At 52.3% G+C, this 25,806-nt stretch carries 18 protein-coding genes; 13 read left to right on the top strand and 5 right to left on the bottom strand.

Annotated elements, in window-relative coordinates; translation table 11 throughout:
- The first annotated feature begins 22 nt into the window (after positions 1-22).
- The 5 genes from TERTU_RS11785 to TERTU_RS11765 all read left to right on the top strand — a co-directional run bounded on the left by TERTU_RS11785 (position 23) and on the right by TERTU_RS11765 (position 3,753).
- The gene (locus TERTU_RS11785) at positions 23-598 is read left to right on the top strand and encodes a TetR/AcrR family transcriptional regulator (protein WP_015818452.1); all 576 of its coding nucleotides are present in this window, start codon (positions 23-25) and stop codon (positions 596-598) included.
- A 54-nt stretch (positions 599-652) separates the two neighbouring features.
- Entirely contained in the window at positions 653-1,510 is an 858-nt protein-coding gene (locus tag TERTU_RS11780; protein WP_015819273.1) for an oxidoreductase, read from the top strand.
- Complete coding sequence (locus TERTU_RS11775) at positions 1,507-2,325, top strand: NAD(P)H-binding protein (protein ID WP_015818984.1); 819 nt, start codon at positions 1,507-1,509, stop codon at positions 2,323-2,325. The genes TERTU_RS11780 and TERTU_RS11775 overlap by 4 nt, the downstream gene beginning before the upstream one ends.
- A 164-nt stretch (positions 2,326-2,489) precedes the next feature.
- Positions 2,490-2,762: a hypothetical protein gene (locus TERTU_RS11770; RefSeq protein WP_015819434.1), complete on the top strand. Its 273-nt coding sequence runs from the start codon at positions 2,490-2,492 to the stop codon at positions 2,760-2,762.
- A 415-nt stretch (positions 2,763-3,177) separates the two neighbouring features.
- A complete protein-coding gene (locus tag TERTU_RS11765) occupies positions 3,178-3,753 on the top strand; it encodes a DUF6151 family protein (protein ID WP_015820635.1) in 576 nt (191 codons plus the stop codon).
- An 88-nt stretch (positions 3,754-3,841) separates the two neighbouring features.
- Here TERTU_RS11765 and TERTU_RS11760 read toward each other — a convergent pair whose 3' ends face one another.
- The 3 genes from TERTU_RS11760 to TERTU_RS11750 are packed head-to-tail and all read right to left on the bottom strand — an operon-like array spanning position 3,842 to position 5,729.
- Positions 3,842-4,834, bottom strand: a complete 993-nt coding sequence (locus TERTU_RS11760; RefSeq protein WP_015818217.1) for a hypothetical protein — start codon at positions 4,832-4,834, stop codon at positions 3,842-3,844.
- Positions 4,835-4,868: 34 nt separating this feature from the next.
- Positions 4,869-5,273, bottom strand: coding sequence for a hypothetical protein (locus TERTU_RS11755; RefSeq protein ID WP_015820380.1), 405 nt, complete (start codon positions 5,271-5,273; stop codon positions 4,869-4,871).
- 60 nt (positions 5,274-5,333) lie between these two features.
- Positions 5,334-5,729 carry a hypothetical protein gene (locus TERTU_RS11750; protein ID WP_015819851.1) on the bottom strand — a complete coding sequence of 132 codons (396 nt, stop codon included), beginning with the start codon at positions 5,727-5,729 and terminating at the stop codon, positions 5,334-5,336.
- A gap of 723 nt (positions 5,730-6,452) precedes the next feature.
- Here TERTU_RS11750 and TERTU_RS11745 point away from each other — a divergent pair.
- From TERTU_RS11745 to secF, 5 genes are all read left to right on the top strand, one after another.
- Complete coding sequence (locus TERTU_RS11745; protein WP_041590217.1) at positions 6,453-15,539, top strand: tandem-95 repeat protein; 9,087 nt, start codon at positions 6,453-6,455, stop codon at positions 15,537-15,539.
- Between the two features lie 141 nt (positions 15,540-15,680).
- The gene (gene queA / locus TERTU_RS11740; protein WP_015817196.1) at positions 15,681-16,760 is read left to right on the top strand and encodes a tRNA preQ1(34) S-adenosylmethionine ribosyltransferase-isomerase QueA; all 1,080 of its coding nucleotides are present in this window, start codon (positions 15,681-15,683) and stop codon (positions 16,758-16,760) included.
- Between the two features lie 7 nt (positions 16,761-16,767).
- Entirely contained in the window at positions 16,768-17,895 is a 1,128-nt protein-coding gene (gene tgt, locus TERTU_RS11735; protein WP_037988228.1) for a tRNA guanosine(34) transglycosylase Tgt, read from the top strand.
- A 119-nt stretch (positions 17,896-18,014) separates the two neighbouring features.
- On the top strand, positions 18,015-19,880 hold the full coding sequence (gene secD, locus TERTU_RS11730; RefSeq protein WP_015820114.1) for a protein translocase subunit SecD: 1,866 nt from the start codon (positions 18,015-18,017) through the stop codon (positions 19,878-19,880).
- A 26-nt stretch (positions 19,881-19,906) separates the two neighbouring features.
- A complete protein-coding gene (secF, locus tag TERTU_RS11725; protein ID WP_015820172.1) occupies positions 19,907-20,833 on the top strand; it encodes a protein translocase subunit SecF in 927 nt (308 codons plus the stop codon).
- A 36-nt stretch (positions 20,834-20,869) separates the two neighbouring features.
- Here secF and TERTU_RS11720 read toward each other — a convergent pair whose 3' ends face one another.
- On the bottom strand, positions 20,870-21,073 hold the full coding sequence (locus tag TERTU_RS11720; protein WP_015820768.1) for a hypothetical protein: 204 nt from the start codon (positions 21,071-21,073) through the stop codon (positions 20,870-20,872).
- A 223-nt stretch (positions 21,074-21,296) separates the two neighbouring features.
- Here TERTU_RS11720 and TERTU_RS11715 point away from each other — a divergent pair, with 223 nt between their 5' ends.
- A complete protein-coding gene (locus TERTU_RS11715; RefSeq protein ID WP_015818078.1) occupies positions 21,297-23,372 on the top strand; it encodes a PAS domain-containing protein in 2,076 nt (691 codons plus the stop codon).
- A 102-nt stretch (positions 23,373-23,474) separates the two neighbouring features.
- Here the strand turns inward: TERTU_RS11715 and TERTU_RS11710 are convergent, their stop codons facing one another.
- Positions 23,475-24,278 (bottom strand): inositol monophosphatase family protein, encoded by an 804-nt coding sequence (locus TERTU_RS11710; protein WP_015818492.1) that lies wholly within the window; start codon positions 24,276-24,278, stop codon positions 23,475-23,477.
- Between the two features lie 150 nt (positions 24,279-24,428).
- Here TERTU_RS11710 and trmJ point away from each other — a divergent pair, with 150 nt between their 5' ends.
- The gene (trmJ, locus tag TERTU_RS11705) at positions 24,429-25,214 is read left to right on the top strand and encodes a tRNA (cytosine(32)/uridine(32)-2'-O)-methyltransferase TrmJ (protein WP_015819308.1); all 786 of its coding nucleotides are present in this window, start codon (positions 24,429-24,431) and stop codon (positions 25,212-25,214) included.
- A gap of 85 nt (positions 25,215-25,299) precedes the next feature.
- Positions 25,300-25,794 carry a Fe-S cluster assembly transcriptional regulator IscR gene (gene iscR / locus TERTU_RS11700; RefSeq protein ID WP_015819768.1) on the top strand — a complete coding sequence of 165 codons (495 nt, stop codon included), beginning with the start codon at positions 25,300-25,302 and terminating at the stop codon, positions 25,792-25,794.
- Positions 25,795-25,806: the final 12 nt, after the last annotated feature.

Here is a 25,806-nt window from a genome sequence, read left to right as displayed (position 1 = left end):
AATACTCATCTAAGGTGTTCGCATGGCTCGCGTACGCAGCGAAGAAAAAAGGCTGGCTATTCTTGCGGCAGCAACCGGTATTATCGTCGAGGCAGGGCTGCCTGCCACCCGCACGGCTGCAATCGCCAAAGCGGCCGGTGTCGCCGAAGGAACCTTGTTTGTTTATTTTAAAACGAAAGATGAGTTGGTTAACCAGCTTTATTTAAGCATCAAGCAAGAGCTTGCGGCGGTGATGATTACAACCGCTGACAACAGCCTGTCCATGGAGGCAAAGTTTCGACACTACTGGTGTAAATATGTCTGCTGGGGTGTTGAGAACCACTCGAAGAAGTTAGCGATGGACCAGTTGATGGTTTCTGCTGCTCTTCTTCCCGAGGTTAAGGAGCAGGCCAACGTGCCTTTTGCGGAGGTGGCGAATTACGTGGCGGGCTGTATAGAGGCGGGGTTGCTGAAAAGTCTTCCCGTAGATTATGTGCTCGGCGTGTTTGCCGCGATGGCAGAGATGACCATCAATTATGTCCTGCAGCAAAAAGTTGCAGTGGAAGAGTATCAGCAAACCGGATTCGATTTGCTGTGGGATGCCGTCGCTAAACGTTGACGGCTTTTTTTTAGCTTTATAAATGAGTGAGTAATCACAATATTTGGGTGATCTATGAAAACTAAAACGATTTTGGTTACCGGGGCCTCCTCCGGCATTGGTTTGGCGGTGGCGAATGCTTTTGCAGAGATGGGGCACACCGTGTATGCGGCTGCCCGCCGTGAGGAGCAAATGCGCGAAGCGTGCGTTGCAGGCGTAAAAATCCTCAAGTTGGATCTGACCGACGAAGCGTCCATTTCTGCCTGCGTGGCAATCATTAAAGCGGAATCGGGCGGCGTAGATGTGCTCGTGAATAACGCCGGCTACGGTGAGTATGGTGCTCTTGAACAGGTACCTGTGGACGACGGTCGCCGCCAATTCGAGGTCAATCTGTTTGGCTTGGCTAGCTTAACCCAAAAATTAATTGCGCCAATGCGCGAGCGAGGCGCTGGCCGTATCATCAATGTGTCATCAGTCGGGGGCAGCTTTACCACCGCTTTTGGTGGCTGGTATCACGCCACAAAATTTGGCTTAGAGGGGTACTCTGGTGCCTTGCGTCAGGAATTGAAGCCGTTTGGTATTGATGTGGCAATTATTAAGCCCGGTGGTACCCGGTCCGAGTGGGCGCAGATCGCAGGCGAAAACCTGGTCAAAAATTCCAGCGATGGACCGTATGCCGCGCACGCGGCAGCGCTCAAAGAATTGTTTGCGACGGGGGGCGGAAACGAGAAACTTCAAGTCGGCCCGGAAGTGATTGTTAAACTTATCGCGCACGCTGCGTTTAGCTCCAAGCCCAAGGTTTCCTACGTACCCAGTGGCTTGCCAAAATTAATGATGCTGTTCCATTGGATCTTACCTGCGCGGCGTTTCGATAAGCTCATGGCCAAAGGCTTGAAACTTGATGTGCGCCACACCTCGGGTAAAACTGCGTGAAACTTTTAATCTTTGGCGCCTCAGGAATGATCGGGCAAGCGTTGTTGCGTGAGGCGCTTACCGATTCACGCATAGAGAAAGTGACGCTGGTTGGCCGTTCTGCTGTTGGTTTTACTGACGCAAAACTGTCAGAAATCATTACTGCGGATCTCGCTCAAACGGATTATATGGATTCCATAGCCGGTTGTGATCTTTGCTGCTTTTGCGCGGGTAGTTCTGCTGCGGGCGTCAGCGAGGAGGCGTATGCACAGGTTAACTATGTTATGCCGGTAGCCATTGCTACTCGCCTTTCCGCGCTATACCCCTCGGCGCGCTTTGTCTATGTGTCTGGCGCGGGTACGGACTCCTCGGAACGAGGCAAGGTGATGTGGGCCCGTGTAAAGGGGCGTACCGAAAACACGCTGAAAAAATTGCCTTTCACCGGGGTTTATCTCTTTCGGCCTGGATTTATCCGCCCGCTACCTGGCGTACACTCTAAAACATGGTGGTACGAACTGATCTATCAGGTCTTCAATATCCTCTATTATGCAACCTGGCCTCTGCTGCCAATGCTGATACGGGTATTTACGGGGCAATTGGTCACCAGTCGTATTCTCTCCCGTGCGATGCTGGCGACTTCTCAATTGCTGCCGGGGCGCGAGGTTATAGACAGCAATTCAATTTATACTTTGGGGGCTCGAGGTGGGCTCGACGAACCCACTTCCCACGCAGCACGCGCAAGGGAGCTGATCATCCGTATTTCAGCGGCAACAGGTGTGGTGACATGGTTGGGGCTGGCGTGTATGCTTCTCAAAATGCTCTGCGGCAGCGGCTGATTAGCCGGTAACTTCGCCAATGAAGTTAACATTTTTATCGTGTCAACACCGTCGTCAGGTCGACCTGGCAACCAAACCAACCTGGCACCCAGGCCCTAGGGAATATATGCGGGAAATCAGGTGGTCGGCCTAATAAAAATAAAATATTGGTGAGAGAACGGGGGATGTCATTAGAGTTCGCACAAATTGTTGCAGCGCTGATTTCATTTGGTTTGGGGGTTGCGCAAACCTTTTATTATTTGCGGGTGAGAAAAACATTCAATTCTCTACCGATAGTTTCCGCTGAAATTGTCGGTTCCCGTTTGCTGCATCAGCTCGATTTGGACAATAAAGAGTTAGCGCAGGCAATTATCAATTTTAAATACAGCTATCAGGGAAATGAGCACGAAAGCAGCTCCCCCGGTGTTGCGTGGTTTCGAATTGCTCCCGAGTTTTGACTACTAGCGTGCCCTCGTCAAAAAATATCGCCCCGGAGACAGGGCGACTGCGAGAGTTGTCCAGGGGCGTTCTGTTGAAGCTTCTTTGGAAGTGGCGCCACTGAGTCGAGCCTCTTATAGTGTTGTGCTCTTATCGGTAATTTTTCCAATGGTTCTCGTTGTTTTGGGTTATCTCGGCTATACCGAATCGTTTGTAGCCTGGCTTAAATATCACGTCGAATTTTGGCTGGCTTTGTAGAGTATAGGGTTCAGGGTTTCGGGCCGGTTGAGCGGTAGCCTTGTGGGCGGCGCTGGATAGTGCTGGTAAGCTTAGGTGGCAAGGCTCATAGAGCTGTGGCGCAGATCAGGTATCTAATTTTTTTCACTTTGGTTCCTATATATTCCAAGGAAACTTTTGATAAACAGGAGGGGCTCTATGTCCAAGGTGGTTCCGCTGGCTTGTAGTTGTGGTGCGGTTAAGGGTGAATTAAACGTTGTGCCGGGCGATTTTTTTCATGTGGCCTGTTTGTGTTGCGATTGTCAGGCGTTCGCTGCGAAGCTTGGGCGCGAAGATTTTGTGCTCGACAGTAGCGGCGGGTCTGAGCTTTTTCAAACCTACCCTGCGTATTTTACAATTACGGAAGGGGCAGAGCATATACGCGCATTGCAATTGAAACCCAAAGGGCTTTTTCGCTGGTATACCGCCTGCTGCAATACGCCGTTGGCAAATACCATGAAATCCGCCCACGTGCCGTTTGTCGGCCTTTCGGTTAAATTAATGCAGTTTGACAGTGCTGCGGATAAAAGCGCCGCTATTGGCCCGGTTACCTTGCGCGCTTTTGGTAAGCATGCGCGTGGTCCTATGCCTGCGGATGCGCATGCAACCTTCCCAAAAAGCTTCTTGCCAAAAATTTTAAAATTTATGGGGAAGGGCCTTCTACTGGGTAAAAGCCGACCATCCCCCTTGTTTAAGGGTGGAAAGCCTGTGGCTGAAATAGAAATCGTGTCTTGAAGTTATGCCGCTAGCGACAATTGTGGGGTGAGTTTGGCGTGACCCTCGCGGCCACGCGTTTAAGCTAGAGGAACCTCTGTCGAATTGCTCAGCAGCCGGTGCAGGTGCCGGTTACTGTCAGGTTGGTTACAGTGACGTCCCCTGACGAGTCTACGGTGATACCGCCACCAATAATAATAGAGCCATCGTCTTTCAGTTCAATTTTGGTTGCGGCATTGCTTGTAGATTGAAGTGTTAAGCTGCCCCCGTCTACGCCGGTAACCTGCCAGGAATCACTGAGCTTTACTGTGCCGTCGCTTTCGACGCGAAACCGGGATTCACCGCCCGAGGTTTGCACGTCGAGTAACCCTTGTGGCGTGAAGCCATTATCGATGTTTATGCCCACCTCGCCAGAAGGTGCTACCAATAATGCGTGATTGTTTGCGTCTGCGGGGTGGGCGACATCCAGTGGGCCGTCCGGCGTTGCGGTAAGCAGCCCTAAATCGCCATCGGACGCGATAAAAAAGCTGGAGTCCGGTGCACCAGGAATAATTTTAAACGGAGCCAGGCCATTATTGGTTACATCGCGGATAAAGAAATTGGCTTCGTTACCGCCAATATCCCAGGACTGTGCTGAGAAGCCGCCGGTAAAGTCTTGCTCCAGGCGCAGCGTCGGCGTGTTGTTGCTTTTAATATCCAGGTTTACCAGTGGCGTGCTGGTGCCCAGGCCGACAAATCCGTTGGGGTTAACCCGCAATGCTGAGTCCGGTGCATTGCCGCCTACGTAAAAAGGTTTGGTGCCCGCATCGATATCCTCAACTGCAAAATACTCCTCGCCACCGTTTGCGCTGTCGTTAATCGTGATTTGCCAGTCGCGCTTAGGGAAGCTACCTGAGTTACTTGTATCAGTGAAGCGTATGCGAAGGTTGTTTTCTTTGAGTTTGAGAGTGTCATAGGAAAAGCTTTCTCCGTTGACACAGTCGAAGCCAATACAAGTGCTGCCCGAAACGATGATATCGTCGGTAAATACTTGGTCTGCGATACTGTTTTGGGCGGCAACGAGCAGCGCGGTGCTAACCAGGATTGAGACGCGGGTGTTCATAATGAGGCTCTACCTTTAATGCTGTTCGCTCAGGTTATCGAGTTGTTGGTGATATTAAAACGCGCCCGTCGAATGTAAATTCCCCGGATGCATTTTCGACAACGCTTTTCTTTAAGACGGCGCCTGGCGCCCGACCATTTCCATTCACACGCTCAGTTTCGCCAGTGAAGGTGACACCAGTAATCTCGTAGCGGTAGGTTCCGGCATCGACCAAGCCTAGCTGGTCAATACTGAGGCTTTCCCCGGCAGGGGTTAGGGGTTTTTGAAAGCTTAAATTGGGCCCACTGATACGTATTGCCATTGCATCGATCGACACGTTTGGCTGCACTTCTATACTTGTAGCGCGAACGCCTACAGTTGCAAAAGGTGCGTCCCCGGCATAGGAATATGCGGAGAGCAGGGCAAAGACGCATCCGGCAAGTTGTTTGGTTATGTTCATTTAATCAGTTCCTGCGCTGATGGATTACTGCAAGTTGTAAATGTAGGTGGAAGCTCTTAATTAGTTAGGGATTGTTGAGTCGCTATCCACTGCGGACCCGGCACCGTTCGACGATCCTGAATCTGTGCCGCTGTGCTGTTCGTTTGCACTGGGGTCCCACTGGCTATCGCTGTCCGCATATTGCGCTACGCCAGGGGCATCTGTATCGGTGCTGTCGGCGCTAGAGTGTTCGGAGCTAGAGTTATCGGGTTCTGCACCGCTTTGCCAGTTCTGATCTATGTCTGCTGGCGGTGTTTGATTGTCACCGGTGTCTTGTGGAATCTCCGTGGGTTCCGAAGAAGGGGGGATTGTCGGCGCAGTCGGTATAGCCTCTGGTTGAGAATCGGCCGTATTTTCCTTGCACGAAGAAACGAACAGTAACGCGGCTGTGATAAAAAAAATTCTCACAATGGTCATAGGTTAAGGGCGCATTTGCAGACGTAGATTGAAACTCAATTTCGCTGCCTGGAATCAGGCATCGAAGGCCTTTAAACGAAATTGGTTAATCACTGCCTTGGTTTGCGAAGGCAGAGTTTATTCGGAGAAAAGGATCGAGCGTTTTTAATAAGCCATAATCAATATAGTCTATTTGGCGCCATCTGCATTTTATTTTCTTCTTAGTTTGCGTTGCTCGCCGGTCGCTTGCGACTGCCGTTGGTCCAGAATTTCTTGCTCTTTCGGTTGCGTCGCGAGTCGCACGGTTGGCGTGTAAATAATTTTCGTGAATTTTCCAAAAAATCGCGGTCGACTGCTAAGCTTTAGAGGTTTCAACAGAGGTTTCAACAGAGGTTTCAAAAGAGGTTTCGAGCCAAAAGGTCTTAATTTTTAGATTAAGCAGTCCATCCCAAAGCGCATAGGTTTACTTGTTTTAAGATCGAACGGGTTGGTTGTTGAAAGCGGGTTGGTTGTATAGATACACAGGCGCTGCGAAATCTGTAGTTGTCGTCCTGAATCCGTGCGTGTAGTCGGCGCGGGCTTGTCCAACGGTAGTTTAAAAGGTGGTTGTGCCCAAAAGAATGTGCAATGCCTTGGTTGTGATTCTTGATTAAAAATTCCCTTATTAATTAATGCCTAGCGTGCGCGACGGTGCGGCTGATTGCGCGAACGGCTATTTCAGAGCAAAAAAGGTTGGCTCCGCTAATGAGTTTCGTTAAAAGTTCGGTTCGTTATGTTTGTAGTCTCATTGCTGGCTTTGCAGTTCTACCGGTACTCGCAGCACCTCCCAGTATCTCGATTGGATTCTCTCCCAGTACGATCGGGCCCGGTGCAACGTCAACCCTGACTTATACGTTTGATAATTCCGGCAATGTCGCGTCAGCGTCGAATATTGTACTAAACGATACTCTCCCCGCTGGTATGACAATTAAGGGGCCCATTCGCTTAAATGAAAATTGCCTTGGTGTTATTACAAGTGCGCCAGAAAATGGTGACACAATTGCCTTTTCGGGTTTTCGACTTGCTGGCGGTGCAAGCTGTTCGATGTCTTTGGATGTAACCACCAGTTCCGCAGGTAGTTTCAATTTTGAGTCGGGCGGTATTACGTCGAGCGAGGGCAGTTCAGGAACCACGAATTCTACGTTGACCGTCGATGCCGCACGCCCGGGCTTTTCGGCTGTATTTACGCCCAGCGAGATCGCGGAGGGCGGTATTTCTCGCTTGATTTTTACCGTGGACAACACGCTTAACGGTTCGAATGCGCTATTGCTCAGTTTAACCACTTCATTACCTGCAGGGCTAATGTTCACAGCAAATCCGGAAGTTGCCTCCACCTGTACGCAAACATTTACACCAACTGTGCAAGCGCTTCCCGGCACTAATAGCCTGACCCACAGTTTGGGGGGAGTCGCTGCGGGAGCCTCCTGTACGATTTCGGCGAACGTTACTGCAGCCTACCCAGGGAATTATGACTATCTTAGCGGCCAACTCAGTCAAAATGGTGCGAACCCCAGTGGCCCCACGTCTGCTCGTTTACGTGTGGTTAAGCCGTTTTTGAAGGCAACGTTGCCGGAATTATTGGCCGCCGGGGAAACAGCAACGATTACCTACACCATCAAAAATGCTGAACGGGTGAGCAGTGCGACGGATATTTCATTCACTCACGACCTGAACTCCGCGATTTCCGGACTCGTTGTTTCAGGGTTGCCCGCTAATGGATTTTGCGGCCCCGGTTCAACCTCTTCCGGCTCTTCTATGTTGACGGTGGCCGGTGCGTCGGTTCCTCCTGAAGACGAATGTACCTTCGATGTGGAAGTATCTGTTCCCACCAACGTAGCTTCTGGTAGCTACAGTACAACGACCAGTGCGGTGAACCTGACGTTGGACAACCCGACCACTAAACCCGCCGCGTCTGGCACCCTGGTTGTACAGGCAGCGCCCTTGCTCGACCTAAGCTTTTTGCAGTCGAGCGCGGCCGCAGGGGAGGTTGTTAATGCACGCTTTACGTTGACTAATACGAGTACGGCCAATACCGCGGCGGGTATTAATTTCACTCTGCCGTACTCGACCGTTCTGCCATCGCTTGGGCTTTCCCAGTTACCCGCTACAGGAAGTTGTGGCGCGGGTTCGACTTTTTCATTGAGTTACGACAGCGCCCGGGATGAGTCTTCGGTGTTAATGTCGGGAGGAACATTGGCCGCGGGAGCAGACTGTACTTTCGACGTAGGGTTTGTTTTGCAGGACTCCGCATTGCCCGGCGCCTATACGTTTACCAGCAGCTACATATCCGCCACAATCAACGGGGCGATAAGGTACAGCGGCCGTTCCTCCAGTGTGCTTTCCGTATATGCCGCGCCTCTGCTCAGCATCGCAACAGACAAAGATATTTTTGAGCCGGGCGAAACCGCGGATTTACATTTTAAGTTGCGCCATGGTAATGCCGCGACTGCATCTGCGAGTGGCATTCAGTTTTCGTTGGATCTGGATCAGGCGCTAACCGGCTTGGCTGCAAGCGGGCTACCGCTAAATGATATTTGCGGAACTGGCTCCAGTATTACTGGCACGTCGGTGCTGACATTTGCCAGTGGATTGTTGAGTGCAGGGGAGAGTTGTGAGTTCACGGTAGCCGTTGTTATTCCGCCAGAGGCAACTCCGGGCGGGTTCACGCTTACCAGCTCGGAAGTCAGTGCGTTGGTTAGTGCGAGTAGTGTCCGGTCTCCAGCGGCTTCGAAAACAACAACCGTATCGGGGTTGGCCTTCAGTAAGGCGTTTTTATCCAGCTCTGCACTCGCCGGTGGCAGTGTGACTCTGCGCTACACCATCGCGAATGCGGCTACCGGCGGTGCAGCTACCAATATTCAATTTTCAGACACGTTTAGTTCTGTGATGAGCGGCTTAACCGCGTCCAGTTTGCCTACTGCGCCCTGCGGCCCGAGTTCAACGGTGGTCGGAACAACAACCTTGGTTTTTGCCGGGGGGGAGCTAGCGCCATCGGCCTCTTGTAGTTTTGACGTGACTTTAAATCTACCCGCGAATGCTAATCCCGGCAGCTATTCCATTAATAGCGGGAAGTTGCAAGCCGATATCGACAGCAGCACTTACGAGTTTGGCAGTGCGTACGCAGTGCTTATGGTAGATCAGTTATTACCGGTTATTGTGTCTTCGGTTTCCAGCCTCACTTACGCCGCAAGTATACCGATTACCATATATTTTCCGCGCGATGTCAGCGGGTTTAGTGATACCGACCTTGTGGTAGGCAACGGCAGTGTAGCTAACTTCACTGGTAGTGGCGCTACCTACACGGCGGATATTATCCCTTCTTCACCTGGTGTGGTGACGGTCGACCTGCCTGCAAATACGGTCGACGACGCAGAAAATAATTTGCTTAAAAACGTTGTTGCGGGGCAATTAGCGATAACCTACGCAACCGAGCCTGTCAGCCTTGTGGTTACAACACCCGCGAGTGCGACCAGTCAACAGGGGGCAAGCTATACACTTGCCGGTACGCATACGATTAATGCGACAGAAGTGGCAGTTTATCGCGACGCGGACAACGATGGCGCGGCAGATTCTTCCACACCTTTGGCAACAACGACGGTAGTTGATCATCAATGGTCACTGGTGGTTAATCTTGACTACCAAGTGGACAATAATTTTGTTCTGGTATGGCAGGACCGCTCGACCAAATTAAATCATGTGGTGGATGTCCCTTCCATTACTGAAACCACACCCGACTATGATCCCGTGATCAGTGGTAGTCCCTCGCCATCCGTGCAGGAGGACAGTGCCTACAGTTTTACGCCGACGGCGAGCGACGCCAACCTTAACCAGACGATCAGTTTCAGTATCGCCAACAAACCTGCATGGGCCGCGTTTAACACAACAACGGGGGCGCTGACCGGCACACCCGTTAACGCAGATGTTGGTGTTACGCAAAATATTGTGATTACGGTTACCGATAGTTCCGGTGCGTCCGTTAGTTTGCCAGGTTTCGATTTAACTGTAATAAATACCAATGACGCTCCGGTGTTGAGCGGTACACCAGCAACCGCCGTGGTGCAGGATCTCACTTACAGTTTTACGCCAGCGCTGCTGGACGTTGATGTTGGCGATAGCCATGCCTTTTCCATTAGCAACAAGCCTGCATGGGCGACGTTTAATTCTGCTACAGGAACGCTGAGCGGTGCCCCTGGCAACCAGGATGTTGGTAGCTACACCAATATCGTTATTACCGTAACCGACGCAGCAAACAGCAGTGACAGTTTGACAGCATTTTCGATCGCGGTGATCAATGCGAATGATCCGCCGGTTATTTCAGGCACGCCGCCGACCGCTGTCGATGAAGACTCAGCGTACTTTTTTATGCCTGTAGCGACTGATGTGGATGTTGGCGATAGCATCCATTTTGAAATAGCCAATAAACCGGACTGGGCGAATTTTTATAGTGGTAACGGACAGCTCCAAGGTACACCTGAAAACGACGATGTAGGCATTTGGAGCGGGATTATTATTTCTGCGGTGGATGCGACGGGAGCAAAAACCAGCTTGCCTGCCTTTAACATTACCGTCACTAACGTGAACGATTTGCCTACGCTCGCGAGCGCGCCAGCACGGTTTAATGCACAGGAAGACACGCTGTCTACGCTGGATACTACAAACCTCGCAGTTGCTGACGTGGATAGTACATCGGTGATGGTGCTGTTGGCGCTGTCTGGTGGCGAGCTTCCGGCTCCCGCGAGTACCAGTGAAGTGGCGATCAGCCAATTGAGCTCCGGCGCAATTACCTTGACCGGAACAATCACTGCTATTAATACGTATTTTAGTAGTGCGGCGGCGATTAAATTCAGAGGGAGCGAAAATGTATTCGGCACGGCGGCTGCAAGTTTGTCGGTGGCCGCGCGCGATACAGACGGCAGCCCGCTCGCATCTCTGGCCACGGTGCCGATTGATATTGCCGCCGTCAACGATGCACCAAATGCGGTGGCCGACAGTGTGACCACACAGGAAGATACTGCAGTACAAATTCTGGTGTTAGCCAACGATACGGATGTTGACGACACTATTAATCCCGCCAGTGTTGTTGCGACTTTGCCGGCAAATGGTACTGCCAGTGTGGACACGGCAAGCGGTATCGTCACTTATACTCCAAACGCAGATTTCACCGGCACCGATACTTTTACCTATATGGTTCACGATCTTTCCGGTGATGTTTCCGCTGCAACGGAAGTTACCGTTGTCGTATTGCCTGTAAACGACGCGCCTGTTGCGGTCGCGGATTCCGCATCGACACCGGAAGATGTCACCATTGATATTGATGTGCTCGCGAATGATACCGATGTAGATGCGAATGATTCTTTCGATTTGTCGAGCCTGACTATTACAGCGCTGCCAGCTCACGGAACGGCGTCGGTAGTCGCTGGTAGTATCCGTTATATTCCGGCGACAAACTTCAATGGTTCTGACTCACTGTCGTATTCAGTTACCGACGCCGCAGGGCTCAGGTCGAATGTCGCGATTGTGGTAATCAACGTTACCGGTGTAAATGATCTGCCGGTTGCCGTGAATGAAGCAGCATCCCTGGATGAAGACACTCAGGTTGTGGTTAACGTGCTAACAAATGATAGCGACGTGGACGGCGCATTGAATTTGAGTACGGTTCAGGTGGTTACCGCGCCAGCACATGGAGCTACGCAAGTGGATGCTGGGACCGGTGCGGTGACCTATACACCGTCCGCAAATTATTTTGGCAATGACAGTTTTGCCTATATTGTGAAAGACAATCTGGGGGCGGCTTCGAATATCGCCACGGTTGCTCTTACGATCAACGGTATTAACGATGCGCCTGTCGCGAATCCCGATCTGGTACGCACCGATGAGGATGCGCCCATTCACATTAATGTTGCTGGCAACGATGTTGATATTGATGGCAGTCTGGATTTGAGTTCGCTGCAAATTGTTAATCCACCGGCATTTGGTACGGCTGTCGTGCAAGCGGGCGGTATAGTGCTTTATACCGCCAGTTCGAATTACGCTGGTTTAGACAGTTTTAGTTACCGGTTGAAGGACAACAGCGGCGTCTGGTCCGCAGCGGCGATTGTCTCCATCACCGTTGACAGCGTGAACGATGAGCCTGTGGCTGAAAACGATGAGGTAACCACGGCAGAAGATACGCCGGTGATTATTCAACCCTTGGCTAACGACACCGATGTGGATGGCAGTGTGCTCTTAAGTTCGCTGCTATTGGTTACTCAACCAGCGCACGGAAACCTGTTAAACAATGGTGATGGCTCATTGGGTTATACCCCGGACGCCGATTTTAACGGTACCGATTCATTCACCTATGTGGTTTCCGATAATGAAGCTGCGGCTTCCAATTACGGTACCGTTACCGTAACAGTCACAGCGGTTAATGATGCCCCGGTAATATCGGGCACGGCACCGTCGACTGTCGAACAGGATGCAAATTACCTGTTCACGCCAACGGCGACAGACGCCGACCAGGATAGCTTAGTCTTCAGTGTGGCAAATTTACCTGGTTGGGCATTCTTTAATACCGCGCGCGGTGAAATTACCGGCACACCTGCGAACGAGGATGTAGGCAGTTATCCAAATATTGTGATTTCCGTCAGTGACGGAGTCGAGCAAAAGTCGCTTGCGCCATTTTCGATTGACGTGATTGACGTGAACGATAAACCAGAAGGGCAGAGTGATAGCTACAGCGTGCTCGAGCGGGGGGCGATTCATATTTCCGCTGCCGAAGGTGTATTGGTGAATGATCTGGACCCGGATGGCGATGCACTAAGTTTATTGCTGGTGAGTGAACCGTCCAGTGCGGCGGCGTTTGAATTGAATGACGATGGCAGTTTTACTTATCAGCACAATGGTGGGCCCGCCCGTTCGGATCAATTTGTTTACCAGTTAAGTGATGGCCTGTTGGACTCTGCGCCGGTTACCGTTTATATCAGCATTGCAGAGGTAAACGATCCTCCCATATTTGTTTCTACCCCAGAGTCCACGGTTGCGCGGGTGGCAAGCGAATACCAATATCCGGTGCGCGTAAACGACCCAGACAGCGCGGTTGCTCTTACCCTGGTCGGCGGTCCGAGTTGGTTGCAGGTTGAAAATTCTATTTTGGCCGGCACGCCGCCTTTCGATTCTGAAGGCAGTTACGATCTGGTGCTGCGTGCGAGCGATGGTGAGTTCGATGTGGAGCAAGCATTTACGCTGGATGTGATTTCTCAGGATGCTGCGCAGCTGACTCTGGAACCGCGCTGGGCCGGCGTACCGGCTTTGTTGGATGAACCGTTGGAGTTGGCTATAACGATTCAGCACGAGTTGGGAACGGATGTAAACGCAATACTGGAGGTGGCGTTCGCAGGCGCGGGCGGGTCTATTGATTCGGTTGACAGCGATTGTGCTGCGGTATCCGAATCAGTTTTTGAGTGTCCTACTGCGATGAGCGAAGGTAGTTTGCGCCAGTATGCATTCAAACTGACGCCCCATGCGGAAGGGGATATCGCCGTTCAATTACAGCTGCGTGAAGTGGACGCCAATAAGGTTCTGGCCGCTGTCGCAACGGACGTTAGTGTTGGAAAACAGGCGGTCAGTCGCGGCAATATCAAATTCGGTTTGAGCGGTGCTACAGCAATCGCACGGCTCGGTGATGGCGCTAGTGGCAATCGCGATTTTGTCGTGGGAACACAGCGGGATATGCCGCTCAGGCTCGTGCGTTACAAGGTTATCGACAATTCGGTCTCCGAGCTTGGCGAGATCGATGACCTTGGCGAAACCGCAAAACTTTTAGCTGCCGATGTGGACATGGATGGCCTTGCGGATGTAGTCGCTATTAACGCAGCAGGCGATGGTAGTGCGGTTTATTACGGTCAAAGTGATGGTCGCTATTTGCCGGCGATGTCAGATCAGGCGATGCCTCTGGCGGAAGAGGGCGAACTTGCCGATGTCAACGGTGATGGTTATCCGGACCTGCTTCTCGGCGGAAATGGCGCAAACATTTATCTTTATTTAAATCGCGCAGGCCGATTTGATCTCGCACCGCGAATTATTAATCTGCCGGTTGTTACACGTCATTTCGGTTTAGTCTCCGCGAGTGGTCAAGCCGATGTGGCAGGTCGACTGGCTATCGCCACTGGCGAGCAATTAATGGTAGTGGGTTTCGATTTCGCTGTCGGCAACCTTGCCAAGCCCGGTGCTGCTTTGCACACAGTTGTCGAGAAAGCGGCGACAACGAGCCTGCCAATCGAGGGAATAACGGCGTTGCACATCGCTGATCTGGACGGTGACGGCGATGCTGAAATTATTGTCGGTCGCGCCCACAGCCTCGATACCGGTGAAGCCGGGGTCTCGATAATTCATGTGACTGCCACCAATACCATGACGCTGAGTTCGACGCTGGGTAACGCCAGTGTCAGCCAATTGGCGGTGGCCGATTTTAATGGCGATCAACAGTTGGATATTTTGGTGTACAACGAGAATGGCGCGCTGCAGCGCTACTACGCAACTGGCTCGCCTGGCGGGTACGCACTCACGCATACGGTGATTTATGAGCGAGACGCGACTGTCATAGCGGAAGATTTCAATGGCGACACCATGGCCGATATTCTCAGCTATCGCCCGGCGCAGGAGCGTGTGGACATCTTCTTGTTGGGTGAGGGCGAAGTGCAGGGTGCAACCGGCGATCTGAGTCTGTCCGCCAGTGCCGCTGCTGGAAGTGCTGCGAACTATTGGATTAACTACCGCTTTACGGTCACCAACCAGAGCATGGCGGCCCAAGAGGATGTTGTTACCTGGACACAGCTGCCAGACGGCATGACGGTGGTTAGCCTGCCAGACAACTGTGAGGCATTTACAACCTTGGTGCGATGTGATCTTGGTGATATTGCCGCAGGTGCTGACGCTTCGCTGGCCGTGGTGCTGGGTAGCGACAGCTCGGTCGAGCAGTTCGCGGTAACCACCCGTGCGGAGTCCAGCGCATATGAAACCGCGATTACCGACAACAAGCAGCAGCAAAGTCTCAGCGGTATTTTCACCCAAACCGATGTGAAGGTCACAAAACATGGCGGTGGTGGCGCTCTTGGGTGGTCTTGGCTGATGGTTGGATTGCTGTTAGTACGCAGGCGGTACTGGGCCTTGTTAGCGGCGCTGCTCGGTTGGAGTGGAACAGCAAACGCCGGCGAGGACGGGAGTTGGCGAACTCACGTGAACAGCCTCGTTGCTGGTAAGTTCCGCTTCGAAGCCGGCCTTGCCATCGCTCACAGCGATTGGGATCGCGCAGGTTTTCAAAAAGCGCTCGACGAAGTTACACAGGAATCGGATCTGAGTGTAAGCCGCAGCTTGTCTGTATCCTCGCAATGGTTTGTGGGGTATCAGCTCCAGCCCTGGCTCGACTTGGAGGCAGGTTATATAAGCTTGGGTAAGGCTGACCTTGCTGTTGCGGCTGTCACGACCGATGCGGATCAGGTTTCAACATTGATTGCAGAACGTTACCCGGTCTACGGTGCGGGCCCTTTTGCGGGGGTGCGGGCGCTGTATGTACTGGATGAGACGGCGGATGTATTTTTCCGTGCGGGCTTGTGGTCATGGCAGCAGGAATACGATGTAACCTTGGGGGAGCAATCTCACACCTACGAGCGCAGTGCAACGGATTTACTTGTTGGCGTGGGTGTGTCTTTCAATTTCTCCCCGCGCTGGGGAGCCGCTTTTAGTTTGTCCACTGTCAAAATGGAAGATTCGGTAAAACAGATTGTGGCGTTGAGCGCTAGTTACAGTCTCTAAACTGTAGTCATACTGCGCGGCTTCGCACGGGAGTCGCGTGCCTCAACCAGATTCACCGCCGCAATAGGGTGCCAGATTGGCATTAACCGTCCGATTCCGCTACTCTTGCGGCCCCGTTACATCCGTTCCAATTGATTGACTATGCGCAGGCAGGATTTTTTCTATTCTCTCCCAGACGAGCTGATAGCCCGTTACCCCACTCAAGACCGCACAGCCAGCCGTTTGCTGGTGCTGGATGGCGCTTCCGGCGAGGTTGAACACAGCCAGTTTGCCAGCCTTCTCGAGCGCGTAAATTCGGGCGATTTACTGGTATTTAACGATACGCGTGTGATTCCTGCGCGCCTGTTTGGCAAGAAATCCACCGGCGGGCAAATTGAAATCCTCGTGGAACGCGTGCTCGATTCACACCGCGTCTATGCGCATGTGCGCTCCAGCAAATCACCCAAAGCCGGTGCGATCCTGGTGCTTGAGGATGGAACGGAAGTCACCATGACCGCCCGTGAGGGCGCACTTTTCACCCTGGAATTTCCCAGGCACGCATCGGCCCTGGAGGTTATGGAGCGCATCGGCCATATGCCGCTGCCACCCTATATAGATCGTGCGGACGAAGCGCAGGATAAAGAGCGCTACCAAACGGTTTACGGCAAAAACAAAGGTGCGGTTGCCGCGCCAACCGCCGGCTTACATTTTGATGATGCATTGCTGGAGGCGTTGAAAGCCAAGGGTGTTGAGGTCGCATTTGTGACCTTGCACGTGGGGGCGGGCACTTTTCAGCCGGTGCGGGCAGACAATATTCGCGACCACGAAATGCATTCTGAAGTGATGTGGGTGGACCAGGCCGTCTGCGATTCGGTGGCAGCCACTAAGGTCCGTGGTGGCCGGGTAATTGCCGTAGGCACAACCAGCGTGCGCTGTTTGGAATCCGCCGCTGCCAGTGGGCATTTGCAGCCGTATCAAGGCGATACCAACATTTTTATCTATCCCAGCTACGAATTTCGCGTGGTCGATGCGCTGGTCACCAATTTCCATTTGCCAGAATCCACGTTGCTGATGCTGATTTCAGCGTTCGCGGGTTACACCAATACGATGAATGCCTATGCGCAGGCTGTGCAGGAGAAATACCGTTTTTTCAGCTATGGCGATGCGATGTTTGTTACCCGAAACCCGGCAGCGTCGCAAGAAAAAATTCGCCCTTTAACCGAGGAGAACCCCCATGGCTGAGTGCCACATGCAGTTTGAGTTGGACACCAGCGATGGCGCAGCGCGTCGCGGTCGTTTGAGATTTCCCCGCGGCGTTGTAGAAACCCCGGCATTTATGCCCGTGGGCACCTACGGCACGGTTAAAGGTATGTTACCTCGGGACATTCACGATACTGGCGCGCAGATTCTGCTGGGCAACACTTTTCATCTGATGTTACGCCCCGGTACCGAAGTCGTGAAACAGCATGGCGATCTGCATGACTTTATGCAGTGGTCCGGTCCGATTTTGACGGATTCTGGCGGTTTTCAGGTGTTCAGTTTGGGTGATTTGCGCAAGATTACGGAAGAGGGCGTGAAATTCCGTTCGCCTATAGATGGCAGTGAAGTGTTTCTCGATCCAGAGCGGGCAATGCAGGTGCAGCGCGATCTGGGTTCCGACATCGTCATGATCTTTGATGAGTGCACTCCATACCCGGCAACGGAGACAGAAGCCAAATCGTCGATGGAGTTGTCCTTGCGCTGGGCGGCGCGCAGTAAAGCGGCTCACGAGGGCAACCCGTCTGCACTGTTTGGCATTGTGCAGGGCGGAATGTACGAAAATTTGCGCACAGAATCGCTTCAAGGTTTGACCGAGATCGGCTTTAACGGCTATGCCATTGGTGGTTTGAGTGTCGGCGAGCCCAAAGAGGATATGATTCGCGTGCTTAACCATTTAGGCCCGCAGATGCCGGTAGACAAGCCGCGCTATTTGATGGGGGTGGGCAAGCCAGAAGATATTGTCGAAGGCGTTTGTCGCGGTGTCGATATGTTTGATTGTGTGATGCCGACCCGCAATGCACGCAATGGTCATTTATTTACCCGCGAGGGTGTAATCAAAATTCGCAATGCGTGTCATCGCTACGATACTGGCCCGCTGGACCCGAGCTGTGATTGCTACACCTGCAGTAACTTTAGCCGCGCCTATTTGCATCATCTGGATAAATGCGGCGAAATATTGGGCGCTCAGCTCAACACTATTCACAATCTTCGTCACTACCAAACTGTTATGAGCGAAATCCGCGCCGCAATTGAAGCGCACAATCTGAAAAATTGGGTAAACGAATTCTACGCGCGACAGTCAAAAGCGCGGCCTGCATTCTGCCAATCACTTGAATAATGCACACACTGGCGCAATCTTGCTGATAGCTCGGGGTAACCCGGGTATAATCGCGCCATTTTTTTAATATCGAGAATAACAATCCTTCACCTGTTACGCAGGACCACCTGGAAAGACTCATGAACCGCTATCCGCTTTGGAAATACCTTTTGATACTCGTCATCCTTGGTGTCGGGTTCATTTATGCGCTGCCCAACATCTATGCACCCGATCCCGCTGTCCAGATTTCCGGGTCGTCTGCGAGTTTGAAAATCGATCAAAAGGCGATGGATAAAGCTGTTGCAGTGTTGGACAAGGGCAATATTGCCTATTTTGGCGTCGAACACGACGATCTGAACGGTCTTATCCGTTTGCGCCAACAGAGCGACCAATTGAAAGCTCAGCGGGAAATTCAAGAAGCGCTTGGCGGCGATTATGTTGTAGCGGTGAACCTTGCGCCGACAACCCCGGACTGGTTATTGGAAATGGGCGCGGGGCCAATGAAGCTGGGCTTGGACTTGGCCGGCGGTGTGCACTTCTTGTTGGAAGTAGATACTCCCAAAGTACTGGCGGCAGAGTATAAGAGCATTCAGGAGCAACTGGAGAAGCAAATCCGCTCAGAGCGTATTTACGGTGCACGCGTAACCCTGCGTGACAACCAGCTGACCGTCGTTGCGGACAGCGATGCTGACCGCATGAAACTGACTGAGTTTATGCGCTCAGACGTGCCCGAACTGCAATACGAACGCGCCGAAGAGTCCGGCAAGTTCATTGTTCGCGCTCGTCTTTCCGATGCCTATGTGCGTGAAAAAGAAGACTACGCAGTAACCCAGAACCTCACCACCTTGCGCAACCGGGTCAACGAAATTGGTGTTGCTGAGCCACTGGTGCAACGTCAGGGCCGCAATCGTATTGTGGTCGAGCTGCCGGGCATCCAAGACACGGCGCGCGCCAAATCGATTATTGGTAAAACTGCAAACCTCGAATTCCGCCTGGAAGCCAATGAATCGACACTCTCCAGTCAAAAGGAAAGTTACCCCTGGCGTGATGAAGCGAGTCAGCGCCGTTTCGGCGACAACACGGTTGAAAAGCGTGCAGTTATTACCGGTGAGCGCGTAACCAATGCGCAGGTGGGTTTTGATCAGGATACCAGCCAGCCGCAGGTAAACATTACCCTGGACGGGCAGGGTGGAGCGGCAATTAACCGCGCGACACGTCATAACGTCGGTCGTCGTATGGCGGTACTGTTTATTGAGTACAAGACCAAGTCTACCAAATACAAAGACGAGAACGGCGAAGAGCAAACCCGCTACGAGCAAGTGCCGGAAGCGGGCATTATCTCTTTCCCGACCGTGCAAAGTGCGCTCGGCAGGAACTTCCGTATCACCGGCTTGGATAATCCGCAGGAAGCCTCTGAATTGGCGCTGTTATTACGCGCCGGTGCGCTGGCTGCACCTATGGGCTTTGTAGAAGAACGTACCATCGGCCCATCGCTGGGTGCGGAAAATATTGGCTTAGGCATTAAATCAGTGCAGATTGGTCTCGGTCTGGTATTGGTATTTATGTTGTTCTACTACCGGGTTTTTGGCCTTGCCGCGAATATTGCGTTGGGAACCAACCTGGTACTGTTAGTGGCGGTGATGTCGATTTTCGGTGCGACCCTGACCTTGCCGGGTATTGCCGGTATCGTATTGACGGTGGGTATGGCGGTGGACGCCAACGTGCTGATCTTCTCGCGGATTCGCGAGGAGCTTCGAGATGGCATGCCCGCGCAGTCGGCCATTAAAGCGGGGTTTGAGCGTGCATTTGAGACTATCCTCGACGCCAACCTCACTACGTTTATTGTGGCCATTATTCTTTATGCCATTGGCTCCGGTTCGGTGAAAGGTTTCGCCGTAACTTTGGCCATCGGTATTGTGACCTCCATGTTCACAGCCGTTATGGTGACGCGGGCGATCATTAACTTGATTTACGGCGGTCGTAAAATCAATAAATTGTGGATTTAACAGCGCTGTCGAATCGGAGCAAAAAAATGAACGAAGATAAAGTTATCAATTTTATGGGGCGGCGCAAGCTCGCGGCTGCTTTCTCGATTGCGCTGGTGCTGATCTCTATTGGCAGCTTGCTGGTTAAAGGCCTGGCTTTCGGTTTAGATTTTACCGGTGGCACACTGATTGAGTTGCACTATCCGCAGTCTGCCGACCTGGGTAAGGTGCGCGATGAACTGGGGGAAATGGGTTATGCCAATGCAGTGGTAGCGAATTTTGGCAGCGATGAAGACGTTGTTATTCGGATTCAAAGTGATGGCGAAAAAATTGGCGACTCAGTTGCAACCCAGCTGATTCAGGCGTATGGGGGCGAAGAGCCTGCACAGCTCAAGCGAATTGAATATGTGGGCTCACAAATTGGTGAGGAGTTTGCCAACGACGGCGCCCTGGGTATGTTGTTCGCGTTGGCCGTAGTTATGGCTTATGTTGCACTGCGCTTCCAGTTTAAGTTTTCGGTAGGTGCTGTTGTTGCCCTCGCTCACGATGTTTTGATTGTGCTGGGCATGTTTTCTTTGTTTCAGTTGGATTTCGATCTCACGGTGCTTGCCTCGGTACTTGCTGTTATTGGTTACTCGTTGAACGACACCATCGTTGTCTCTGACCGTATTCGCGAAAACTTTCGCAAAATACGCAAGGCTGAACCCATTGAAGTGGTGAATATTTCTCTAACCCAAACGCTTGACCGTACGCTGATTACGTCCGGTACCACTATGCTGGTATTAGTGGCGTTGTTTATTTTTGGGGGGGAGCTGATCCATAACTTTGCGCTGGCGCTGTTGATTGGTATTGGTATCGGTACCTATTCTTCCATCTATGTCGCGGCGAATATCATGTTGGCTATGAACATATCGAAAGACGATTTGATTGTTATCGAGAAGGAAGGCGAGGATCAGGAATCGATGATGCCGTAGTCGAGACGGTCATGGCTATTAAAAGCGGGGCGAGTGTTAGCGCGCCCCGCTTTTTTTATGCTCGCAATTCGTGCGAGGGCGAGTGCCCGATTTTGGCGGCAACTTTGTCGTCGAGAGGTCGAGCTTGTAAGATTGCATGCCGTGGCTGCGTTCAGACGTAGCGGCGTCACCGAGCAGAATAAACCAGGAGGCGATGTTATCTTTCGTGGCTGCAGCGATACTGGTGAGTGGTGTGGTCATAGGTACCTCCAGGGGCAACAGCCCTGTCAACTATCACGTTGAGTATAGGTGCTATGAATTTGCACTGGCGCGCATAGATATAAATAGTCTATTAGTGTGTAATTCGATATCGTCTTGCACTGGACGGTGTACACGGAGTTGGAGTCGCTTGGGTGCTGAATCTGGCTGATCGCAGGTGCGGCAAGCGGGTGTATAACGTGGAAAGCAAACTCGGGAATTGACTGTGTGGTTTAAAAAGCGAAAACCCGCTGCGGCGGCGCCTGGGCTTGATGTGAGCATGCATGGCGATACTTTGGCGAAACTGCAGGCGCTGGAACGATCTGTCTCTACCTACGAGCGTATTTTTCGCGGCAGCCGCGGTTACGCGTTCCTGGATTGGGATTTGCCCAACTCTAAAATGGCTTGGAATGGTGGTTTCTGGAGTCACCTCGGCTACTCGGATGCAGACATGGAATTCATTTCCAATCCAGATAAGTTTATCGAATACGTGCATCCGGATGATCAAAAGAAGTTGATGTCGAACATTTTTGCCCACTTGCGCAGCTCTGGGCCGGGCGAGATTGTATTTCGCATCCGAAAAAAGAAAGGCGGGCATATTTGGGCTGAAGCACGCGTGGATGCGGAACGCAATGCGAAAGGGCGCGTTGTATATATGTCGGGCATCGTGTTCGATGTCACCAAGCTAAAGCAGACTGAACAGGCGCTGTTGATCAGTGAGGCGCGGCACGCACGGATTATTCAATCCTCTAATGATGGTATTTGGGAGTGGTCGTCTGCCCACGGTGGTTTCCATTTCTCCAATCGCTGCTGGGAACATCTGGGCTTCACCGAACACGACGATATCGTCAACCAGGGCATGGACCGAATGTCCGCATGGCGCAAGCGTATGCATCCGGATGACCTCAAAGAGTTTGACCACACCTTGCAGGAGCATGTCCAAAATCGGGTGCCGTTTGATGTGGAGTATCGGATTCGGGGCAAAGACGAACACTGGCGGTGGATACGCGCGCGCGGCCAGATGACCTACGACGAAGCGGGTAAACCTACACGTATGTCCGGTACCAACATGGATGTGACCGAGATTAAACTGGCGGAAGAGCGCGTGCTCAAGGCGAAAGAGGTGGCGGAGGAAGCCAATCGGGCGAAATCGGACTTTCTTTCCAGTATGAGCCATGAATTACGCACGCCGCTTAATTCTATTCTTGGTTTTGCCCAGCTGTGCGATGCGGATAAATCCCTGTTGCCGGAACAACGAGCCAATATTGCCGAGATCCGCCGCGCAGGTGAGCATCTTTTGCAGCTCGTGGGTGATGTGCTGGATCTGGCGAAAATTGAATCTCGCCGCATGGGGTTTTCGCTGGAACCCGTAACCCCCGCACGTTTGTTGGCGGAAGCCGTTTCGTCCCTCCAGTCGCAAGCGGAAATGCGCGGTATTTCGGTAACTCTGGAGCCCGCCTGCGATGAAAGCGATGTGGACGTTGTCGCTGATGCTGTACGCCTCAAGCAGGTTTTCTTGAATTTGTTGAGTAATGCGATCAAATACAACGTGGATGGCGGTTCGGTGCACGTCGGTTGCGCGCGGTTAGAAGAGGCATTTTTGCGGGTGACCGTAAAGGACTCCGGCCGTGGTATTGCTGAGCATCTGCAAAAGCAAATGTACCAGCCGTTCAACCGGCTCGGCAACGAGGCCAGCAGCATTGAGGGCAGTGGGGTAGGTTTGGTCATCACCAAACAGTTGGTTGAGCAAATGGGTGGTTTGATTGGATTTAGCAGCAAAGAAAATGTCGGCAGCGAATTCTGGGTGGATATGCCGGTGTACCTGGGTCAGCCGATTGAACAGTTTGCCGATGATCGCCGGCGTGAAGATATGTCGGCAGGCGCAATTCCAGCGCTTGAAGTGGAGGGCGAACGGACCATTCTGTACGTGGAGGATAACCCGCCCAACCAGCGCTTGATGAAACAATTCCTGGTGCGCTACCCCAATCTGCGCCTGGAAATTGCGGCAGAGCCCATACGCGGCATTTATCTTGCGCGTAAATTACAGCCTGACCTCATTGTTATGGATATCAACCTGCCCGGCATGGATGGTTTTGAAACCTTGGCCGTGCTCAAGCAGGACCCAATCACTGAAGCCATTCCGGTGATAGCTCTCACCGCGAATGCGCTGGTGAAAGATATCGAGCGAGGGAAGGAATCCGGCTTTGATTACTATTTGACGAAGCCGTTGAATCTCAGCCAGTTGGTAAATGTTTTTAATGATTTACTGATGCAGGAAAACATGCAAAGCCTAAATAACTAAGAGCTGTATAGGCAAGAGCGATCTAACAATGGCGAGGGCGAGTAAAAGGGATGGGCGAGTGCGCAACCCTTAGGTTGCGCCCGGGTGTTTGCCTATTTGGCCCTAGTAAACTTTGCTCATGTGTTTGCCGACAATTTGCAGCAGCGGTTTAAACACTTTTGGTGTCGCTGCCACCACATGACCTGTGCTCAGGTAATCGCTGTCGCCTTTGAACCCACTCAACATACCGCCGGCTTCACGCACGAGCAAAATACCTGCGGCCATATCCCATGGCTTTAAGTTCATCTCCCAGAAGCCGTCAAAGCGACCGGCTGCGACATAGGCCAAGTCGAGTGCGGCGGAACCTGGGCGGCGAATCCCTGCAGTCTGGCTCGCAATTTCACGCAGCGCGCCCAAATATTCGTCGATATATTCCAGCGCAAAACCATTGAATGGAATACCGGTGCCGATAAGTGCGCCATCCATACCTTTACGTGGCGAAACGCGAATTCGGCGACCATTAAGCGCAGCGCCTTTGCCGCGGCTTGCGGTAAATTCTTCGCGCTTGATTGGGTCCAGTACGATCGCGTGTTCCAGCTGACCCTTGTATTTGCAGGCGATAGAAACTGAAAACTGAGGAATGCCGTGCAAAAAGTTGGTGGTGCCATCCAGCGGATCAATAATCCACTCGTAGTCACTCTTTAAGGCGCCGGAGTTGCCAGTTTCTTCGCCCAGAAAACTGTGGTCCGGATAGGCTTTTTGCAGGTGGTAGAGAATTTCTCGTTCGGACGCCTTGTCCACTTCGCTCACGTAATCGTTGCGGCCTTTTTCCTCAATGGTGATTAAATCCAGCCGCTCGAACTGTTGCTCGATAATTTCGCCGGCTTTGCGTGCTGCTTTCAACGCAACGGTAAGCATGGGTTCCATAGTAAATCTCTTGATAAAGAACATGCCCGCAAAAGGGGCTGTAGGGGATGAGTCGGGGCGAGATTATACCAGCAAGCCGGTGGCGCGGCTATTCTGTAAGGCCCGGCTCTGGTACACTTCGCGCCCTCGCGAGTACAGGTGATTTTAGTAATGGCAGAACCCCAATTTCCAAATATTCGAATGGTGATGGTCAACACAACGCATCCAGGTAACATTGGGGCAGCGGCCAGAGCCATGAAAAACATGGGGTTGTCTGAGCTGGTATTGGTCGATCCGAAAGAGTTTCCCGCAGAAAAAGCCGTATGGCGCGCGGCGGGGGCGACTGATGTGCTTGAAAATGCACGGGTGGTCAGCACGCTTGACGAGGCAATATCGGATTGTGGTCTGGTTATCGGTACCAGTGCGCGCGAACGCCGAATTCCCTGGCCATTGCTCACGCCGCGCGAGTGTGGTGATCGCTGTTGGTTTGAGGCAGCCAAGCACCCGGTCGCAGTGGTGTTCGGTCGTGAAGATCGCGGTTTGACGAACGAGGAACTGCACAAGTGCAACTACCACGTGCATATCCCGTCCAACCCGGAATACAGTGCGCTTAATATTTCAGCGGCGTTGCAGGTGATTTGCTACGAGATCCGCATGTCCGCACTGACCGCGCAGGAAGGTAAGGCGCCCCATTTTGACGACTGGGATATGCCTCCAGCGGACAATGGCGCATTGGAGCACTACTATGCCCACCTAGAGGACACGCTGATTAAGCTGGAGTTTTTAAACCCGGATAACCCTCGTCAAACGGTAACGCGGTTGCGCCGTCTGTTTAATCGTATTCGTATGGATCAAATGGAGTTGAATATTCTGCGCGGGATGCTCACGTCCGTGCAGAATTACATATATCATACCGACGAAAAGATGAAAAACCTCTCCAAAAATGTGGATAATTAGACTATTAAACGTCCGGGGTAAATAGTTGACCGCATTACTCGGTTATTCGATAATGATCAAGCCATAATCACAAGGGTGAGCCATTATGCGATTAACTACCAAAGGCCGTTATGCGGTCACTGCCATGTTAGATCTCGCACTGCACGCGCAGCGTGGTCCAGTGAGTCTCGCGGATATATCCAAGCGACAGGGTATATCACTCTCGTATTTGGAACAGCTATTCGCCAAATTACGCCAGAACGCGCTGGTTTCGAGCGTTCGTGGCCCCGGCGGCGGCTACAAGCTCAGCCGCGAAGCGTCTGAGCTGTTCGTTGCCCAGATCGTCGATGCCGTTAATGAGTCCATCGATGCCACCAGTTGTGGGGGCGCAGGTAACTGCAACCAGGGCGATGTGTGCTTGACGCACTATTTATGGTGCGATCTGAGCGACCAGATTCACACCTTCCTAAGCGGTATCAGCCTGCAGAGCCTTGTTGATCGGCACGACGTGCAACAGGCTGCATTGCGGCAGGAAGAGCGCCAGGCAGGCAATATGACAAGCGTGGAGCCTGATCCCAGAATGATATCGGCTTCCAATTAGACAGAGCCTTAA

The organism is Teredinibacter turnerae T7901 (assembly GCF_000023025.1).
In the GTDB taxonomy this organism is placed as follows: domain Bacteria; phylum Pseudomonadota; class Gammaproteobacteria; order Pseudomonadales; family Cellvibrionaceae; genus Teredinibacter; species Teredinibacter turnerae_B.
The sequence above is the reverse complement of the archived record's forward strand: the minus strand, read 5'-3'. Positions and strand labels throughout refer to the sequence as shown.

Excerpts from the sequence above, each read along its gene's own strand:
- TERTU_RS11760 (WP_015818217.1), bottom strand. The coding sequence starts at position 4,834 with ATGAACACCCGCGTCTCAATCCTGGTTAGCACCGCGCTGCTCGTTGCC.
- tgt (WP_037988228.1), top strand. The coding sequence starts at position 16,768 with ATGCAGTTTGAGTTGGACACCAGCGATGGCGCAGCGCGTCGCGGTCGT.
- TERTU_RS11765 (WP_015820635.1), top strand. The coding sequence starts at position 3,178 with ATGTCCAAGGTGGTTCCGCTGGCTTGTAGTTGTGGTGCGGTTAAGGGT.
- TERTU_RS11780 (WP_015819273.1), top strand. The coding sequence starts at position 653 with ATGAAAACTAAAACGATTTTGGTTACCGGGGCCTCCTCCGGCATTGGT.
- secD (WP_015820114.1), top strand. The coding sequence starts at position 18,015 with ATGAACCGCTATCCGCTTTGGAAATACCTTTTGATACTCGTCATCCTT.
- TERTU_RS11755 (WP_015820380.1), bottom strand. The coding sequence starts at position 5,273 with ATGAACATAACCAAACAACTTGCCGGATGCGTCTTTGCCCTGCTCTCC.
- trmJ (WP_015819308.1), top strand. The coding sequence starts at position 24,429 with ATGGCAGAACCCCAATTTCCAAATATTCGAATGGTGATGGTCAACACA.
- TERTU_RS11710 (WP_015818492.1), bottom strand. The coding sequence starts at position 24,278 with ATGGAACCCATGCTTACCGTTGCGTTGAAAGCAGCACGCAAAGCCGGC.
- TERTU_RS11750 (WP_015819851.1), bottom strand. The coding sequence starts at position 5,729 with ATGACCATTGTGAGAATTTTTTTTATCACAGCCGCGTTACTGTTCGTT.
- queA (WP_015817196.1), top strand. The coding sequence starts at position 15,681 with ATGCGCAGGCAGGATTTTTTCTATTCTCTCCCAGACGAGCTGATAGCC.
- TERTU_RS11770 (WP_015819434.1), top strand. The coding sequence starts at position 2,490 with ATGTCATTAGAGTTCGCACAAATTGTTGCAGCGCTGATTTCATTTGGT.
- secF (WP_015820172.1), top strand. The coding sequence starts at position 19,907 with ATGAACGAAGATAAAGTTATCAATTTTATGGGGCGGCGCAAGCTCGCG.
- TERTU_RS11785 (WP_015818452.1), top strand. The coding sequence starts at position 23 with ATGGCTCGCGTACGCAGCGAAGAAAAAAGGCTGGCTATTCTTGCGGCA.
- iscR (WP_015819768.1), top strand. The coding sequence starts at position 25,300 with ATGCGATTAACTACCAAAGGCCGTTATGCGGTCACTGCCATGTTAGAT.
- TERTU_RS11745 (WP_041590217.1), top strand. The coding sequence starts at position 6,453 with ATGAGTTTCGTTAAAAGTTCGGTTCGTTATGTTTGTAGTCTCATTGCT.
- TERTU_RS11720 (WP_015820768.1), bottom strand. The coding sequence starts at position 21,073 with ATGACCACACCACTCACCAGTATCGCTGCAGCCACGAAAGATAACATC.